General features: G+C 49.7%; 14 protein-coding genes and 1 tRNA gene. 9 read left to right on the top strand and 6 right to left on the bottom strand.

Features of this window, described 5'->3' with window-relative positions:
• Positions 1-1,146: 1,146 nt before the first annotated feature.
• The 3 genes from B152_RS0102630 to B152_RS26495 all read left to right on the top strand — a co-directional run bounded on the left by B152_RS0102630 (position 1,147) and on the right by B152_RS26495 (position 3,751).
• On the top strand, positions 1,147-1,611 hold the full coding sequence (locus B152_RS0102630) for a YHS domain-containing (seleno)protein (RefSeq protein ID WP_020590826.1): 465 nt from the start codon (positions 1,147-1,149) through the stop codon (positions 1,609-1,611).
• Positions 1,612-2,060: 449 nt separating this feature from the next.
• Positions 2,061-2,603 carry a PAS domain-containing protein gene (locus B152_RS0102625; protein ID WP_020590825.1) on the top strand — a complete coding sequence of 181 codons (543 nt, stop codon included), beginning with the start codon at positions 2,061-2,063 and terminating at the stop codon, positions 2,601-2,603.
• A complete protein-coding gene (locus B152_RS26495; protein ID WP_020590824.1) occupies positions 2,600-3,751 on the top strand; it encodes a methyl-accepting chemotaxis protein in 1,152 nt (383 codons plus the stop codon). The genes B152_RS0102625 and B152_RS26495 overlap by 4 nt, the downstream gene beginning before the upstream one ends.
• 150 nt (positions 3,752-3,901) lie before the next feature.
• On the opposite strand, the gene B152_RS26165 is transcribed toward B152_RS26495, so the two are convergent.
• Positions 3,902-4,048, bottom strand: coding sequence for a hypothetical protein (locus B152_RS26165; protein ID WP_020590823.1), 147 nt, complete (start codon positions 4,046-4,048; stop codon positions 3,902-3,904).
• Between B152_RS26165 and B152_RS0102615 the strand changes: the two genes are divergently transcribed.
• Complete coding sequence (locus B152_RS0102615; RefSeq protein ID WP_020590822.1) at positions 4,047-4,499, top strand: YajQ family cyclic di-GMP-binding protein; 453 nt, start codon at positions 4,047-4,049, stop codon at positions 4,497-4,499. The two genes, B152_RS26165 and B152_RS0102615, sit on opposite strands and share 2 nt — an antisense overlap.
• 245 nt (positions 4,500-4,744) lie before the next feature.
• On the opposite strand, the gene B152_RS0102610 is transcribed toward B152_RS0102615, so the two are convergent.
• On the bottom strand, positions 4,745-5,125 hold the full coding sequence (locus B152_RS0102610) for a VOC family protein (RefSeq protein WP_020590821.1): 381 nt from the start codon (positions 5,123-5,125) through the stop codon (positions 4,745-4,747).
• Positions 5,126-5,164: 39 nt separating this feature from the next.
• Here B152_RS0102610 and B152_RS26595 point away from each other — a divergent pair, with 39 nt between their 5' ends.
• Positions 5,165-5,710 carry a winged helix-turn-helix transcriptional regulator gene (locus B152_RS26595; RefSeq protein WP_083921777.1) on the top strand — a complete coding sequence of 182 codons (546 nt, stop codon included), beginning with the start codon at positions 5,165-5,167 and terminating at the stop codon, positions 5,708-5,710.
• Positions 5,711-5,929: 219 nt separating this feature from the next.
• Here the strand turns inward: B152_RS26595 and B152_RS0102605 are convergent.
• Positions 5,930-6,020: transfer RNA gene (locus tag B152_RS0102605), tRNA-Ser, on the bottom strand.
• Positions 6,021-6,236: 216 nt separating this feature from the next.
• Between B152_RS0102605 and B152_RS24900 the strand changes: the two genes are divergently transcribed.
• Positions 6,237-6,545 carry a hypothetical protein gene (locus tag B152_RS24900; protein WP_020590820.1) on the top strand — a complete coding sequence of 103 codons (309 nt, stop codon included), beginning with the start codon at positions 6,237-6,239 and terminating at the stop codon, positions 6,543-6,545.
• 84 nt (positions 6,546-6,629) lie between these two features.
• Here B152_RS24900 and lepA read toward each other — a convergent pair whose 3' ends face one another.
• Positions 6,630-8,432, bottom strand: a complete 1,803-nt coding sequence (lepA, locus tag B152_RS0102590; protein ID WP_026261220.1) for a translation elongation factor 4 — start codon at positions 8,430-8,432, stop codon at positions 6,630-6,632.
• A 243-nt stretch (positions 8,433-8,675) separates the two neighbouring features.
• Here lepA and B152_RS0102585 point away from each other — a divergent pair, with 243 nt between their 5' ends.
• The 3 genes from B152_RS0102585 to B152_RS24895 all read left to right on the top strand — a co-directional run bounded on the left by B152_RS0102585 (position 8,676) and on the right by B152_RS24895 (position 13,197).
• Positions 8,676-10,262 (top strand): ATP-binding protein, encoded by a 1,587-nt coding sequence (locus B152_RS0102585; protein ID WP_020590817.1) that lies wholly within the window; start codon positions 8,676-8,678, stop codon positions 10,260-10,262.
• Between the two features lie 10 nt (positions 10,263-10,272).
• Positions 10,273-10,878, top strand: coding sequence for a nucleotidyltransferase family protein (locus B152_RS22225; RefSeq protein WP_020590816.1), 606 nt, complete (start codon positions 10,273-10,275; stop codon positions 10,876-10,878).
• Between the two features lie 90 nt (positions 10,879-10,968).
• A complete protein-coding gene (locus B152_RS24895; RefSeq protein WP_020590815.1) occupies positions 10,969-13,197 on the top strand; it encodes a sensor histidine kinase in 2,229 nt (742 codons plus the stop codon).
• A 59-nt stretch (positions 13,198-13,256) separates the two neighbouring features.
• Here B152_RS24895 and B152_RS0102570 read toward each other — a convergent pair whose 3' ends face one another.
• On the bottom strand, positions 13,257-14,009 hold the full coding sequence (locus B152_RS0102570) for a hypothetical protein (RefSeq protein ID WP_020590814.1): 753 nt from the start codon (positions 14,007-14,009) through the stop codon (positions 13,257-13,259).
• A 241-nt stretch (positions 14,010-14,250) separates the two neighbouring features.
• On the bottom strand, positions 14,251-14,892 hold the full coding sequence (locus B152_RS0102565) for a hypothetical protein (protein ID WP_020590813.1): 642 nt from the start codon (positions 14,890-14,892) through the stop codon (positions 14,251-14,253).
• Positions 14,893-15,142: the final 250 nt, after the last annotated feature.

Below are 15,142 nucleotides of genomic sequence, written 5' to 3'. Positions count from 1 at the left end.
TGGGCTTCGTTTTCATCGCGCAGAACTCTGGCTTCTTCCCGTGCCTCCTGGAAGCGAATCAGCCCTCTCGCCAAAGACCCTATTTCATCCAATCGGCTTACCTCGTCAAGCCGCACACTTTCGCCTTCTGCTATCGCCCGAGATGCTGCCTGCAGACGCACCAACGATCCAGTGACCAGCTTGCGTCCCACCCCATAGATAGCNCCAAGCACCAGAAGAATTGTGACCAGCCCCAGAGCCGCAACAACCAGGATTGCCTGTTCAGCAAAGAGTTCCACGTCTCTGTCCATGCGTTTGATTTCATCAACATCCGCGAGAAAAGCCACGCGCTTGAGCTCCGCCTCCAGACTCTTGTTTGCCAGTTGCCCCTTGACCTGTGAGACCTTGGTCATCAGGGCATCTGCACCCGTATTTTCTTCTGTAATTCGGTTAATCTTTTGTTCCAGTTCGGCAAGCGTCAGAGCCGGAAATCTCAGTTCCCTCACCCTGCCCTGGAATTCCCCTTCCAAAAACACACCATAAGAAACAGCAGAGACACCCTCACTCTGATCAACCAGAAGAATCCCTCTTTTTCCCAGATCCCGTCTCTGGTTACGTTTTTTATAGCGAACTAATAACGCATCCCGGCCCTGATGCTCCAGCGGTGTCACCCCCTCTTGACTGGCCCAATTGTCCACGGCCTTTAGCGCATCAAGTTCCAAAAATCCGGCAATCGAAAGATATTCATTCTGAAGATCAATAATCTCCATCCGAAGTGACTGGTTAACCGAGCGCAAAAGCTGAGCACGGGCATCTTCTTTTTCCATAATTTGCTTGATCAGTTGGTCATAGGCCCCCACCAGAAGCACCATGAGCGGAACAAGAACCGATATCAGGGTTAACAACAGCTTGATATCAATCCGGGCACGGATCATTGCCAACATACAGACCTCTTCTTCAACATTCCTGAACATCGCGTCGAAGCCGGTCTTTTCGAGTTTTATCATCCAGAAAAGAGACTTCGCCGGATGACATAGCTACGCGAAGCCCATTACGGTTTTAAGGAGTTTCGATGACTGTTTCTGATAAGCCTCAATTGAATGTGATATGCAGTTGAAGACCAAAGGCACTATCTTTGAAGAAAGATCATTCAGGGAGGCTTTTACCATGTCAAAACTTCGAAGATACTTTCTCTCGATAGCTGCGATCTTCGCTTTGTCAGGCTCTCTGCCTGCCATATCGGATGCTGCAGAAAACCCTGTTTACACCGGCCTTTTTTCTGCGGTAGCCATTAACGGCTACGATCCCGTTGCTTATTTTGCCCAAGGGAAACCCGTTAAAGGTACAGAGAAACTGAGCTATGAGTGGATGGGCGCAGAGTGGTACTTTTCAACAGAAGACAACCTGAGTGCCTTCAAAAGTATGCCCGAGAAATTTGCCCCGCAATATGGCGGCTATTGTGCCTGGGCTGTTGCTCATGGTGATACAGCTTCGACAGATCCTTATGCCTGGAGAATTGTTGGGGACAAGCTTTATCTCAACTACAGCCAGGACATTCAAAAACGCTGGGAAAAAGACATTCCGGGCTATATCCAGTCCGGGGATCACAATTGGCCAAAAGTGCTGGAATAGAAAACCTGCTTCCACAGCCAGCTAATTCCCCTGATGACTTGAAAAATCTTGGAAAAACTATCAATAGTTAGGAAATATCTCTTACAAGCTGTACTGAGCAACGCTTCAAACATTTGTATTACAAAAAAATCATGTTAATATACCATAAGTAGCAAAATATTTCATTGATATTGCAGCATCACATGCGATACATGCTCTCTTAAACTTTTTGCTACAATAAGTTATTCATAGGGTAGAGAGTTTCCAAGGAAAAGCAGCTCACCATTCCTACAATCAGAAAATTGACCTCTGATTGTATCATTTCATACCAAGATTGCTGGTCGTTTCCCTGACATCCCTTGCCCGTAACAATAAAAGTTATCTGGTAAAGTCAGAGTACGTCATTGTCCAAGAAAGAGGCCTCCTCACTTTCCAGACAGCCAGCTTTATCCAGGCAAGAGGGGATAATCATGCACAACCCGAAACTCACTGGCAAAGAACGCTTCTTCAAAGACGACGAGATCATCGTCAGCAAAACGGATCTTAAAGGCCACATCACCTATGCCAACAGGGTTTTCCTGAAAATTGCTGACTACAGGGAAGCCGAAGTCCTCGGTCAGCCACACAGTATTATCCGCCACCCATCCATGCCACGGGCCATTTTCCGACTCCTTTGGGAAACCCTTGAAAAAAAACAGGAGATATTCGCCTATGTCATCAACCGGACCAAGGGCGGGGACCACTACTGGGTTATTGCCCATGTCACCCCAAGCCTGGACAGCAAAAACCGGATTGTAGGATACCACTCCAATCGACGCGTTCCTGAGCGTCAGGTACTGGATCAGACCATAATCCCGCTTTACAAAAGCCTGTGGAACATCGAACAGCAGGACAACCGGAAAACCGGTCTCCAGCAATCCTATAAAGCCCTTACTGATCAGTTACAGAGCAAAGGCCAGGAATATGATGAGTTCATTGCCAGAATTATAAACAGTCGGGGAGAAGCAGCATGATTTCACTCGGAAACAGCAAAGATCTGCAAAAAATTCTCGATGTCTGCACAGCCGTATCCGATGGCAATTTTGAAGCGAGAATCACCGGCATTCAGGAAACCGGGCAAATGTCAGAAGTGATGAACGTCATTAACCTGCTTATCGACAGAACCGACGCCTTTATGCGCGAAGCAACCGCCTCGCTGGAATATGTCAGCAAGGACAAATATTTCCGGCGCATTTCCGAAAAAGGTATGGTCGGCTCTTTTGCATCAGCCAGTAAAACAATCAACCACGCCATGGATTCCATGGAAAGCCGGGTCACTTCTTTCTCGGGTATTATTGACAATTTTCAGTCCTCCATGACCAACGTGGTCAGTACCGTCGCTTCGGCCTCTACCGAGCTGAACGCCTCATCAGAAACAATGGGGCACACCGCAACCCAGACCAGTGAACAGGCAACCTCCGTTGCCGCTGCTGCCGAGGAAGCCGCCACCAACGTTCAGACGGTTGCCTCTGCTGCAGAAGAACTTTCCAGCTCCATTCAGGAAATCACCCGGCAGGTTTCCCAGTCCTCAAGCATTACTGTCGAAGCGGTAAACGAGGCCGAAAACACCGTCCGGATGATCGGCAACCTTGAGCAGTCTTCCCAGAAAATTGGCGAGGTCATGAAACTGATCAAGGACATTGCCGACCAGACAAACCTTTTGGCCCTGAATGCAACCATTGAAGCAGCCAGAGCCGGGGAGGCCGGCAAGGGATTTGCCGTTGTCGCCTCCGAAGTCAAAAGTCTGGCCAATCAGTCCGCCAGAGCAACCGAAGAAATTGTTCTCCAGATCACAGCTGTCCAGGGGGCAACAAACAGCGCTGTTACCGCCGTTTCTCGTATCCAGAAAGTGATTGAGCAGGTGAATATCAGCTTCTCAACAATCGCTTCTGCGATTGAACAACAGGGCGCGGCAACACGGGAGATCGCCCGTAATGTCGAACAGGCTTCGGCCGGAACGATGGAAGTTACCAGCAACATCCAGCGGGTAACCCAGGGGTCAGTCGAGACAGGCAATGCAGCCAGGGATGTCTTGTCAGCCTCGAAAGAGTTATCGATGCAGGGGGAAATACTGCGTAATGAGGTCGATAACTTCATCACATCCGTGCGCACAATATTGTAGCCCCTGACCGTTTTTTTTACAGACAGAGCGCTTGTGGTTTCATCTCAAACATTACAAAACCCGGGGGCGCCCCAATGGGCGTTCCCTTAAGGCCGTTTCGGCTTGAACCCGCACTCTGATAAATTTTGTTTTTTCGACTGCGGGTATCCGCTATTCTTCGCCTTTACTGTCTCGAGCAGGAACCGTCGTCTGCCTGAAAGTCCGGGCTTTGGCATTTCCTCCGAGAGGCAACAGGCTCAAGACCAGATAAGGACCAGTATTCATGCCGTCATTCGACATCGTATCAAAAACGGACATGCCAGAAGTAAACAACGCGCTTGACGGCGTACGCCGGGAAGTTGGGACACGTTACGATTTCAAAGGCTCAAGCTGCGAGATTACCTTACAGGATGAAGTCATTACCATTCTGGCTGATGATGATCTCAAGCTCCAGCAGATGCATGAACTGTTAAAAGGTCACCTGACCCGCCGCAGCGTCGATGCAGCAGCGCTGGACTATGGCAAAGTTCAACCTGCTTCGGGCAACAAGGTCCGCCAGACCATCACCATCAAACAGGGTATTGACCGCGAATTGGCCAAAACCATCACGACAGCGATCAAACAGGGCAAACTCAAGGTCCAGGCATCAATCCAGGGTGATGAAGTCCGGGTCAATGGCAAAAAACGTGATGACCTCCAGGAAGCCATCGCCATGCTCAAGGGCATGGATATCGAACAACCGCTGCAGTTTGTGAACTTCAGAGACTAGTGTTTGCGTCTGAATAAAAAAGACCCGGCTGTATCAGCCGGGTCTTTTTTATGCGTACGGCTTATCCGGAAAGACTATTTAAAAAATCACGCTGCTGAGGCATTTAACGAGTGCGCTATAGCAAAGCAACCAAAGCAGAAGACGGCTTCAGCCGCCCGCAGTGAGACACCGCACATCTTGCGTGTAGCGTGAGGTCGTGACGGCTGTCTACGCCAGTCGAGTAAAAGTACGAACCAACCAGTGTGTTAAGCTCCCCCTCCCGTCAGGTCTTCTGCGAGCATTAACGCATTGCCGTCTGGGTCATAGAACGTTGCCGTCTTCACCATTCCTTCGATGACGTCGGTTGCGCCATCGAATCTCACATTCGCCTGTTCCAGCTTTTGTCGTGCGGCATCCAAATCAGCGATCCCAAATACTGGAACGCAGTTGCCGGGTACGGGTTCAGTATGCTCGCCGAGACCAATTGCTACGCCCGGTGTATTGGTTTGAAGCTCTGACCATCCCGCTTCGTCGGCATGATAGAGCGTCTCAAATCCCAGCGTGCTGCCATACCAGTCGGCGCTGGCATGACGATCCTTGACAGAAAGAGCAATAGTGATGGTTTTATCTACAGAAATGAGCGACATAGGCTTTCCTTATTGCCAAAAATATATTAACTATACTTTATGTACATTAAATTATTTGTCAACCTAACGTCCAAAACCTGGGCGATACCGATACTTTCAAATCTGCACGAAGGCGTTGCCGGACGGCAAGCACCGCTATTGGCTGCGACCGGAGCAAGCAGAACTGCCTTCTCTCAAAGTCTGAACCACCTAATCTCCCTTGGGCTGTTGGAGCGAAACCCCGGATATGGACATCCGTTACGGCCGGAATTTCGGCTCACACCTCACGGGGTTACCGCCGCAGCCCTCGCCAATAAAATTTGGGGTGTTTCTACAGATGAAGATCAGGGCTTGCTTCGTCGTTCATGGACCCTCCCTGTTTTGACTGCGCTTCACACTCCGAGACACTTCAATGAAATCAAAAGAAGTTTACCGACAATAACTGATCGCGCATTGTCACAATCATTGAAATCTATGGAGCTTAGAAACTGGGTAAGTCGCAGCGTTGATGAGGTCACGCGACCACCTAGATCAATTTATTGCGCCGTTAACACTGGCGGAATGATAAGTAGCGTCACGGCATCTCAAATTTCCTTCGGGCACTAAGCCAGAAATTCATAAAAAAACGCTGCAGTTTGTGATCTTCGGAGACCAGGGTTTAAACCTTTGGAAAATCAGAAGATCTGAGGAAACTTCGAAGATCCTCTTAAGCCTAAAAAAAGATTCAGTTGCCCCAACCGGGTCTTTTTTCCATATCTATTTCTTTGAATTGGGAAATCGTCCCATAAACGCAAAAAGCTCCCCGTCGGGAGCTTTTTGCGTTTATGGCGGAGAGAGAGGGATTCGAACCCTCGATACGCGATTAACGTATACACACTTTCCAGGCGTGCGCCTTCAGCCACTCGGCCACCTCTCCAGCATTACAAGGCACCCATGGGTGCGAGGCGGAACTTACTGGGAATAGCCGGGGGATGCAACTGTTTTTTTAGCTCTTTTGAACACCGTAATTTGAACGGCGGCGACTTTCCCTAAGCCTTGATTTTCCTTAAACAAAAGCCTTATTTAATGTTATAGTGTTTTACAGTTGTCCACTTTCACTCCTGTGCCTTCGGCAAGAAGGGAGCCCTGATATATGGCCGTAGTTTTCCGCCTTCTGGGATGGCTGTTTCTTGCCATTGCCGTTGTATCGGTTGCTTTTGACATCTTCATCTTTGTCGAGCAGGGGAGTTTTCACTTCTCATTACTTGGCGAGAACTGGTATGCAGTCCACCCCAGTTCCCAGCCTCTGGTCCAGAGCGCCATTGAACGGCACGTCTCGGAGGTCCTTTGGCAATATGTACTTTTCCCGATTACGCTTTTACCCACAGTGGTGATCGGCACCATCCTTGGCGGATTGTTCACCATTCTCAGTAGCATCTATCAGCCAAGGCGCCGTCGTTAAATCCCCATAAAGAAAGCCCCGACTGCACAAGAAACCGGAGTTTCCACAATCGGGGCTTCAGATTTCATCCAATCCGGCAAGGGATCAGTCATCACCCATTTTCAGAGCCGCGAGGAAAGCTGACTGGGGAATTTCGACGTTGCCGATCTGGCGCATGCGCTTTTTACCCGCCTTCTGTTTGTCCAGCAGTTTGCGTTTACGCGATACGTCACCGCCGTAACATTTAGCTGTCACATCCTTGCGCATGGCTGAAATGGTTTCACGCGCCACGATCTTGCCACCAATAGCGGCCTGGATCGCAATCTTGAACAGCTGGCGCGGGATCAAATCCTTGAGACGCTCGCAAAGCATACGGCCGCGAGGCTCTGCCTGGCTGCGATGCACGATCATCGCCAGAGAGTCCACGGGTTCCGCATTCACCAGAACAGCGACCTTGACCAGTTCGTTTTCCTCGTATCCATCCAGCGTATAATCAAAGCTGGCGTACCCCCGGGAAATCGACTTGAGACGGTCATAGAAATCAAACACCACTTCGTTCAGCGGCAATTTATACACCACCATCGCCCGGCTGCCGACATAGGTCAGCTCCTGCTGGATACCCCGGCGATCCTCGCAAAGCTTCAGCACTGGGCCGAGAAACTCGTCCGGGAGCAGGATGTTCGCCTTGATCCAGGGTTCTTCAATGTGGTCGATCTTGACCACATCCGGGAAATCAGCCGGGTTGTGCAGCTCCATTACCGAGCCGTTGTTCATATGGATCTTGTAGACAACACTCGGTGCCGTGGTAATCAGGTCAAGGTTGAACTCGCGCTCCAGCCGCTCCTGAATGATTTCAAGGTGCAAAAGCCCCAGAAAGCCACAACGGAAGCCAAACCCGAGCGCAGCAGAAGACTCCGGTTCGTAATGGAACGAGGCATCGTTCAGAGCCAGCTTACCCAGGCTGTCACGCAGATCTTCGTAGTCATTGGCATCGATCGGGAAAAGACCACAGAACACGACGGGGATGGATGGTTTGAACCCGGCAAGCGGTGTATCGACCAGGTTCTTTTCATCCGTAATGGTATCCCCGACTTTGGTATCGGTAATGGTCTTGATACCCGCAGTGATATAGCCAATTTCACCCGCGTGCAGTTCCTTGAACTTGGTCATTTTGGGCGTGAAGGCCCCCACAGCATCGACCAGATGCGTGGTACCATTACCCATCATACGGATCTTCATACCCGTCCGCAGAACACCGTCGACGACACGGACCAGCGTGATCACACCAAGATAGCTGTCATACCAGCTGTCCACGAGCAAAGCCTTGAGCTTGCCTTCGGGGTTTCCCCGCGGCGCAGGAAGCTTGTGCACAACAGCCTCAAGGACTTCGGCAACGCCGACACCGGTTTTACCTGAAACAACCAGAGCCTCTGAAGCATCAATACCAATAACTTCTTCAATCTGTTCACGCACCCGGTCCGGCTCGGCTGCAGGAAGGTCAACCTTGTTCAAAACCGGAATGATTTCGTGGTTGTTATCAATGGCGAGATAGACGTTGGCCAGGGTCTGGGCTTCCACGCCCTGCGATGCATCCACCAGAAGAATCGATCCCTCACAGGCTGCCAGAGAACGGCTGACCTCATAGGTAAAATCCACGTGTCCAGGCGTGTCGATCAGGTTCAGCTGATAAACTTCGCCGTCATTGGCTTTATATTGCAGCCGGACGGTCTGTGCCTTAATGGTAATACCACGCTCACGCTCCAGTTCCATGCTGTCGAGAACCTGGCTTTGCATCTCGCGCTCGGTCAAGCCACCACACATCTGGATCAGTCGATCAGCCAGCGTGGATTTCCCATGGTCGATATGGGCAACAATAGAAAAATTACGAATGTGTTTCTGGTCGGTCATTGCTTCGATGCCTGTCAATAATTCGGCGGAAGATAAGCTTTTATAAGCCATGACGCAATGGATCTCTGCATGGGACAGAACCCGCCGCTGGAATATTCCCCTCAGGTGACAAAGGATATCCCGCTTCTCTTCTCTTTCCTCATGATAACTTCAATCGCGAGGATAAAGCCCCTGTAAACTTTTCCCGGGTATTATTCAGGAAATCATGTTTGTTTTTCAGGATTATACTTTAGGGATCATACAGTGAGTTCAGCCCCAATCGGTTTTGTAACCTCCATCAGTGGCGACAGTATAACCGCCAGCGTTGCGCCGAATATCGACCTGCCATCTATCGGGGAAATGGTGCGGATCGAAAGTGATACCGCCATTGCTTTCGGCCTGATCAGTGACATGGCGATCCCCACACCCTCCATGCCTCCCAGCCCTTCTGATGCCAAGATCATGTCGATTGATCTTCTGGGTGAAAAGCTGAGTGCTCCAGGGCCTGGTGACATTCCCGGTTTCCAGCGCGGCGTTTCCCGCTTTCCGGTCCTCGGTTCAGAAGTCGAGATGGTCGGACAGGAGGAACTTGCCGAGATCTATGCCCGGCCTGACAAACCCTGTTTTGTTGTCGGTGCCCTGGCGCAGGAACAAAAACTGCCCGCCTATATCATGACCGATGCCCTGCTTGGAAAACACTTTGCCATCCTCGGCACCACAGGCAGTGGGAAATCCTGTTCACTCACAGTCATCCTGAAATCAATTCTCGACAGCCACCCCTGCGGTCACATCATTTTGATCGATCCCCACAATGAATATTCTTCTGCCTTTAAAAAACGGGCTGAGTGCCTGAGCCCCGACTCCCTGAAGCTGCCTTACTGGCTGTTGAATTTCGAAGAAACGGTCGAGATCTACTGCAGCAAGGAACCCGCTGCACGCAACATTGAGGCAGGCATCCTGAAGGATGCGATCCTCACAGCAAAACTTGCCTGGGGCAGCCAGGAAGTTGACGTCAATACCCTGACAGTCGACACACCCGTCCCTTACAAGCTCTCGGACATGGTCCATCGCATTGATGAAATGATGGGGCAACTCGGCAAACCTGAGCAGCTGGCTCCTTATATGCGTCTGAAAACCCGGCTGGATAATCTCCGGAATGATCGGCGCTATGCCTTCATGTTTGGCAATGTCGCCCTGCGTGACAACATGGCGTTCCTGCTCAGTAAGCTGATGCGCATTCCCAATGAAGGAAAGCCAGTTTCCATTTTTGATCTCTCTGGTGTCCCCTCGGAAATCGTTGACGTTATGGTTTCCCTTTTGTGCCGAACAATTTTTGATCTTGCCGTCTGGGGACATCGTCACGATCCGATCCCGATCCTGATTGTCTGTGAAGAAGCACACCGCTATGTGCCTTTTGACAGAAGTTCAGGCTTTGAACCAACCCGACGGGCGCTTGAGCAGATTGCCAAGGAGGGCAGAAAGTATGGTGTTTCTCTTGGCCTGATCACCCAACGACCCTCTGAACTTTCCGAAACCATCCTGTCACAGTGCAACACCATGTTCTCGCTCAGGATGAGCAATGAACGGGACCAGATGTTTGTGCAACGGACTCTGCCCCAGAGTTCTTCCAGCCTGCTGAAGTCCCTTCCATCTCTGCGCAATCAGGAAGCTATTGTTGTGGGAGAGGGGGTGAATTTTCCGACCAGGATCAGATTCCACGAACTTGCAGCTTCCGAGCTTCCGGAAAGCAATACAGCCAGCTTTGCCAAAAACTGGCAGGAAGACCGCTTTGATGGCAATCACATTCAGTACGCACTCAAGCGCTGGCGTACCCAGTCCAGAAGCTCGTGAGACACGGCCGATGACCAAGACAACAGAAGAAGAAGCCCGTTACAGGGAAATACTGCTTCAACACCTGCGAGAAAGCCAGCTTCATCGACAGGTGCTCGAATGCCTGCATATCGTCTTCCCCCAGGGCTGGGTCGCAGCTGGGGCTATCCGCAATTCTGTTTGGGATGCCCTGTCGGGAATAGAAGAATCTCCACTTTGTAACGATTTGGATGTTATCTATTTTTCCCCCCAGGACACCCGGCAAAAAACCGAGCGGGAAATCGAGAATCGACTGCAACAACAACTGCCCGAGAGCAAGACAGGACTGGGGAAGTGGTCCGTAAAAAATCAGGCCCGAATGCATCTGGTCAATCGTGATCGACCTTATCTGGACTGTTCAGATGCTCTCAGACACTGGCCGGAAACAGCAACTGCCATCGCTGCCCGGATTAATAATGCCGGGCAGATTGAACTCCTGTCACCTTTCGGTCTAACCGATCTGTTCCAGATGAAAGTCAGGCCGTCGCCTCATTTCAGAGACCACAAGCTATTCGAATACAAGATACGACAGAACAGAAAAAACTGGAGGATACGCTGGCGATCACTTGATTTTTTCATGGAAGAAAAAGTCGCTTAGGCTCCTCACGACTTCTCATACCAGCAGGGACCCCGATAAACACCAATCTCTGTTATAGTTATTAAAAGGGACTGACCAAGGTTAAAATTTATGGATCATTACCGGCGTCTCATATACGGAATTTTCTTCCAGATTCTACTTCTGGTTGGCTTATTCATAACCATTGTATTCAGTGTCGTTTTTTATAGTGCGAACCAGCAGGACGAAATAACCCGTCAGGATTATATTCGACTGGTAAAGGCCTCTCTTCAAAAAAATCTTCTATCCCATAAACGCCTTACCTACGACTACAGCTATTGGGACGATTCCTATTCAAAGCTGGTCATGAAGCTTGATCCGGAATGGGCAAAAAACAATATCGGCGAATATCTCGAACAGACATTCGAAATTTCCGGCTCTCTGGTCCTGGATGCCCAGGGCAAAAAAATCTTTCAATCTGTCGGTTTTCAAAACTCACCCCTTTTCGCAACCACAGCCTTTTCAGAAAGTTTGGACAAGCTTTTTCTCGAAACAAAAAACCTGTCAGAAGAGACCCGCCAGATTTCCGATTTTCTTGAAATAGAGAATCAGCTCTACATGGTCGGATTGAATCTAATTACCTCTGATACTCGGGAAATTGATTTCACCAATCCGGAAACCCCCAGAGGATACCTGGTGTTACTCAAGGAAATAGATCTCTCGCCAGAAAGCGACCTCGTCACGTTCCTTGGATTACACGATTTTCACTTCACAGCAGATCATAAAAATACAATCACGAATGGCTTCATCATGGCGGATTCCAGTGGCCAGGTAATTGGCATTCTGGACTGGCATCTTGATCTGCCCGGAACCATTCTTCTGCACAAAAGTTTATACTGGACAGCCGGAGCACTTGTCCTCGCCGTTATTCTCTGCCTTCTGATCTTCCGGAGAGGCAACTCCATTCTGGGTATATTTTCGCGAGATCACGAAAGGCAACAGCTGTTAAAACTGCGGAACGAGCAACAGATAAATGCACTTAAATCCCTGGTCCAGAACAATATTTTCTACCAGAACAATGATGACCGGGCTTTAATGGAGGTGACAAAAACAGTCTGCCTTACCCTGCGCTCAGACCGGACCTCAATCTGGTTTCTCAATCAAGAAAAACAGCAGCTGGAGTGCCACAATGTCTACGAAGCAGATGAAGACAGGCATAGCTCCCCCCCATCAACCATTCCCGTTGCAGGCTGTGAGGACTATTACCAGCTTATGCAGCAGAAAAGAATTCTTGCTGAAGAAGATTGCCTGTCCAACAGCAAGATGACTGGCTTTCTGGATCTTTATCTAAAAGAATACAACATACAGTCTATTCTCGATGCCGGACTGTTTCAGAACAATGAACTGATCGGCATTATTTCTGTTGAGAGGACACGCAAAACCTACAACTGGCCGCTTGAGGAAATCAGTTTCACCGCCTCGGTCACACACCTGCTGTCCCTCCTGTTCGAAATACGGGAACGACGCCAGATTGAAACACATCTGATCAGTGCCAAGGAAGAGGCTGAAGCGGCCAATCAGGCAAAATCCGAGTTTCTTGCCAACATGAGCCATGAACTGAGAACGCCTCTGAACGCTATTATCGGCTTTTCAGATCTGATGCGGAATGAAATGTTTGGCCCTATAGAACAGCAACAGTACAAGGGATACTCGGAAGATATCTATAACAGCGGCACACATCTTCTCAGTTTAATCTCGGATATTCTGGACATTTCAAAGATCGAGGCTGGGGGCTATCTTCTGGAAATGGAGGATATCAATTTCGCCGAAGTCGCGGCTTCGGCAATACGTATGCTCGCCCCCAGGGCAGAAAACCGCTCATTACAGGTTGAGACAGAAATCTCGAATTCCCTGTCACCGATCCCGGCAGATCATCGAGCCCTGTTGCAGATCCTGCTGAATATCATCGCAAATGCAATCAAGTTTTCCCACACCGGCTCCAGAGTCCTCTTCAAGGCCGTAGAAACGGCAAAAGACGAGTTAAAAATAACGGTTACAGATTTTGGCCTCGGCATTCCTGAACATCAACTCCCTCTCGTCGGCTCCCCATTTTATCAAGGAGAAAGTACTTTACGTAAAAAACACGAGGGCACCGGCCTTGGTCTCTATATCACGAAGAGCCTTGTCACCCTGCATCACGGCACCTTCAGGATAGAGAGCAAGTTTGGAGAGGGAACAACGGTCACCATCACCCTCCCCTTACAGCTGCCATCCCCGGATCATGAGAGCATGGAACAGATTAAAAGTGAATTTTCCAATAGCCACTCATCGAAAAGGCCAAATGTAAGCTCCCCCTTTTAAGTCCTCTTCTCGATACCGATAAAGACAGGGGAAAAATTGCAGAAGGAAGTTTCAGGGAATTATTCTGGACCGTCCAGCTTCATCATCCGTTTGAATGCACCGTCATAGATGCCTGCCAGATCCTTGAAGATCTGGGTCGCTTGTTTCATTTCATCAGAATTTGGCAACTTGATTTCACTAATGCCATAGATCTGGTCAAGCCGCGATTGCAGACTGGCAACCTCTTCCGACAGATGTTCGGGAGTCTGATAGCTGACAGAGGAAACCCCCTGCAAACTCTCCAGATGAGAATAAATCACGGCCAACTGACGTTCTTCAGTTTCCGAAAGCAGCTTTGCCGGATCAGATAACAGTCTGTCTGCTTCCTGCTCCAGACGCTGTACCAGGGTATGATGCGAAGGGTCTATGACCTTTGGTCGAAACCCGAGCAATTCGTTTAATTCCACATGGATCTCGCCCACAGCAGCTTTCTGCTCTTCATCCAGTTTGCGGTTAGGTAAAGTTCCATAAATCTGGCTTAACTGCTGTTCCAGAGAGCGAACCCTGCTCTGTTCTTCGGCAGAAAGATCTTCAAAGCGAACATCACCAGGTTGCCTGACAGCCCCCTCCATTCGCGCAATCAGGGCTTTGGCTTCTTCGGAAAGCGTGATTTTAAAGGCCGAGGAAAAGCGATCTTCTTTCCCCTTGTCTTCTGCAGCTTTGTTTGTCTGTCCGGAAACAGACGTATCCGGCGTGGGAACGGGAGCACCAAGCCCCTGGCTTCCATAACCAGATACACTGCTCAAAGAAACGACATCGAGATTCACACTCACACCAACCCACCTTGCAAAACGATTTAACAGTGCAAAGCAAGTTTCAGACCATTTTATAACAGATATAAATCAACGAGTTACCATAATCATTCACAGGAATATTTTGCCGAGAGGAAAAATATCCCAAATTCAGACAGCGTTGATACTGCACGATTTTTCACATGAGACGTGTTTGAAAATACGGCCCTGCCAGAAGAGGTCACATAGCTCTTCCACTGCCTGCTATTCCGCGTGATATCAGTCAGATGGTGGCGCCGGGCAAGAAAGGATCCACTGTGACACCTGACAGGGGATTGTCAGCAGGATCATCCGGGGCGGGAAGATCGTGACAATGGACATCCGCTGCTCCCTGCGCGGCCAGAATAGCCAGTGCCTTTTCTTCGTGGGCAGCATCCCTGAGTGTTACCCACAGCAACAAACCACCATGTTCGAGCTGGCTTTCTATGTCCTGGGCATGTTTATGGCCGATCCACTCGGCAACAAAGGTGCCAAAAATACCCGCCGAGCCACCAGCAAGAACAGCACCAATTATCGCAACAGCCAGAGAACCTCCAGAAGCAACAACAGGCGCGGCCGCGACCACGGCCCCAATATAGGCCAGACCACCAATCAGTGCCGTCTTGCCTTCCACGATTGAATCCTGTTCCACATAGGCGGTTCTGGGGACATCAGGATCATCCTCCAGCTCAGCGACCGAACTATAGCGATGACCCAGTTTTTCATTTACAGAGTTCTCACTCGCCAACAAACTAAGCTCAGAGCGGTCAAAACCGGCACTCAAGAGGGCATCAACAGCTGCTTCCAGTTCTTTTGCTGTATGAAAAACGCCGACAGCTTCACGGACCGTACTCTGGTGAGATAAGTCTTTTGCAGGTAATGACATAAGTGTCTCCTAGCGACGTTCCCCCAGATCACCCCCTGGTTAGTCACAAATAGTATAACACACTTATGAGCCTCTGCTCACAGGAACAGCAAAGCCGAAATGATCCTCGTCTCATCGGAAGAAATTCAATAACAACTTAAAGTTCAAACCGTTAGTTTGTCGCCTATCCTCAATCGCGCAATTGTGATCGACCATAGGAAATAAAAGCCCCGGCTGTTCATCACAACCGGGGCTTTCCTACTCGACAAAT

The organism is Kiloniella laminariae DSM 19542 (assembly GCF_000374005.1).
GTDB classification, from domain to species: domain Bacteria; phylum Pseudomonadota; class Alphaproteobacteria; order Kiloniellales; family Kiloniellaceae; genus Kiloniella; species Kiloniella laminariae.
The sequence above is the reverse complement of the archived record's forward strand: the minus strand, read 5'-3'. Positions and strand labels throughout refer to the sequence as shown.

Bases quoted from the DNA above. Each gene is read 5' to 3' on its own strand.
- B152_RS0102630 (WP_020590826.1), top strand. From the start codon at position 1,147: ATGTCAAAACTTCGAAGATACTTTCTCTCGATAGCTGCGATCTTCGCT.
- B152_RS24900 (WP_020590820.1), top strand. From the start codon at position 6,237: ATGGCCGTAGTTTTCCGCCTTCTGGGATGGCTGTTTCTTGCCATTGCC.
- B152_RS0102565 (WP_020590813.1), bottom strand. From the start codon at position 14,892: ATGTCATTACCTGCAAAAGACTTATCTCACCAGAGTACGGTCCGTGAA.
- B152_RS0102625 (WP_020590825.1), top strand. From the start codon at position 2,061: ATGCACAACCCGAAACTCACTGGCAAAGAACGCTTCTTCAAAGACGAC.
- B152_RS22225 (WP_020590816.1), top strand. From the start codon at position 10,273: ATGACCAAGACAACAGAAGAAGAAGCCCGTTACAGGGAAATACTGCTT.
- B152_RS26165 (WP_020590823.1), bottom strand. From the start codon at position 4,048: ATGTCCGTTTTTGATACGATGTCGAATGACGGCATGAATACTGGTCCT.
- B152_RS0102610 (WP_020590821.1), bottom strand. From the start codon at position 5,125: ATGTCGCTCATTTCTGTAGATAAAACCATCACTATTGCTCTTTCTGTC.
- B152_RS0102615 (WP_020590822.1), top strand. From the start codon at position 4,047: ATGCCAGAAGTAAACAACGCGCTTGACGGCGTACGCCGGGAAGTTGGG.
- B152_RS24895 (WP_020590815.1), top strand. From the start codon at position 10,969: ATGGATCATTACCGGCGTCTCATATACGGAATTTTCTTCCAGATTCTA.
- lepA (WP_026261220.1), bottom strand. From the start codon at position 8,432: ATGACCGACCAGAAACACATTCGTAATTTTTCTATTGTTGCCCATATC.
- B152_RS26595 (WP_083921777.1), top strand. From the start codon at position 5,165: ATGTACATTAAATTATTTGTCAACCTAACGTCCAAAACCTGGGCGATA.
- B152_RS26495 (WP_020590824.1), top strand. From the start codon at position 2,600: ATGATTTCACTCGGAAACAGCAAAGATCTGCAAAAAATTCTCGATGTC.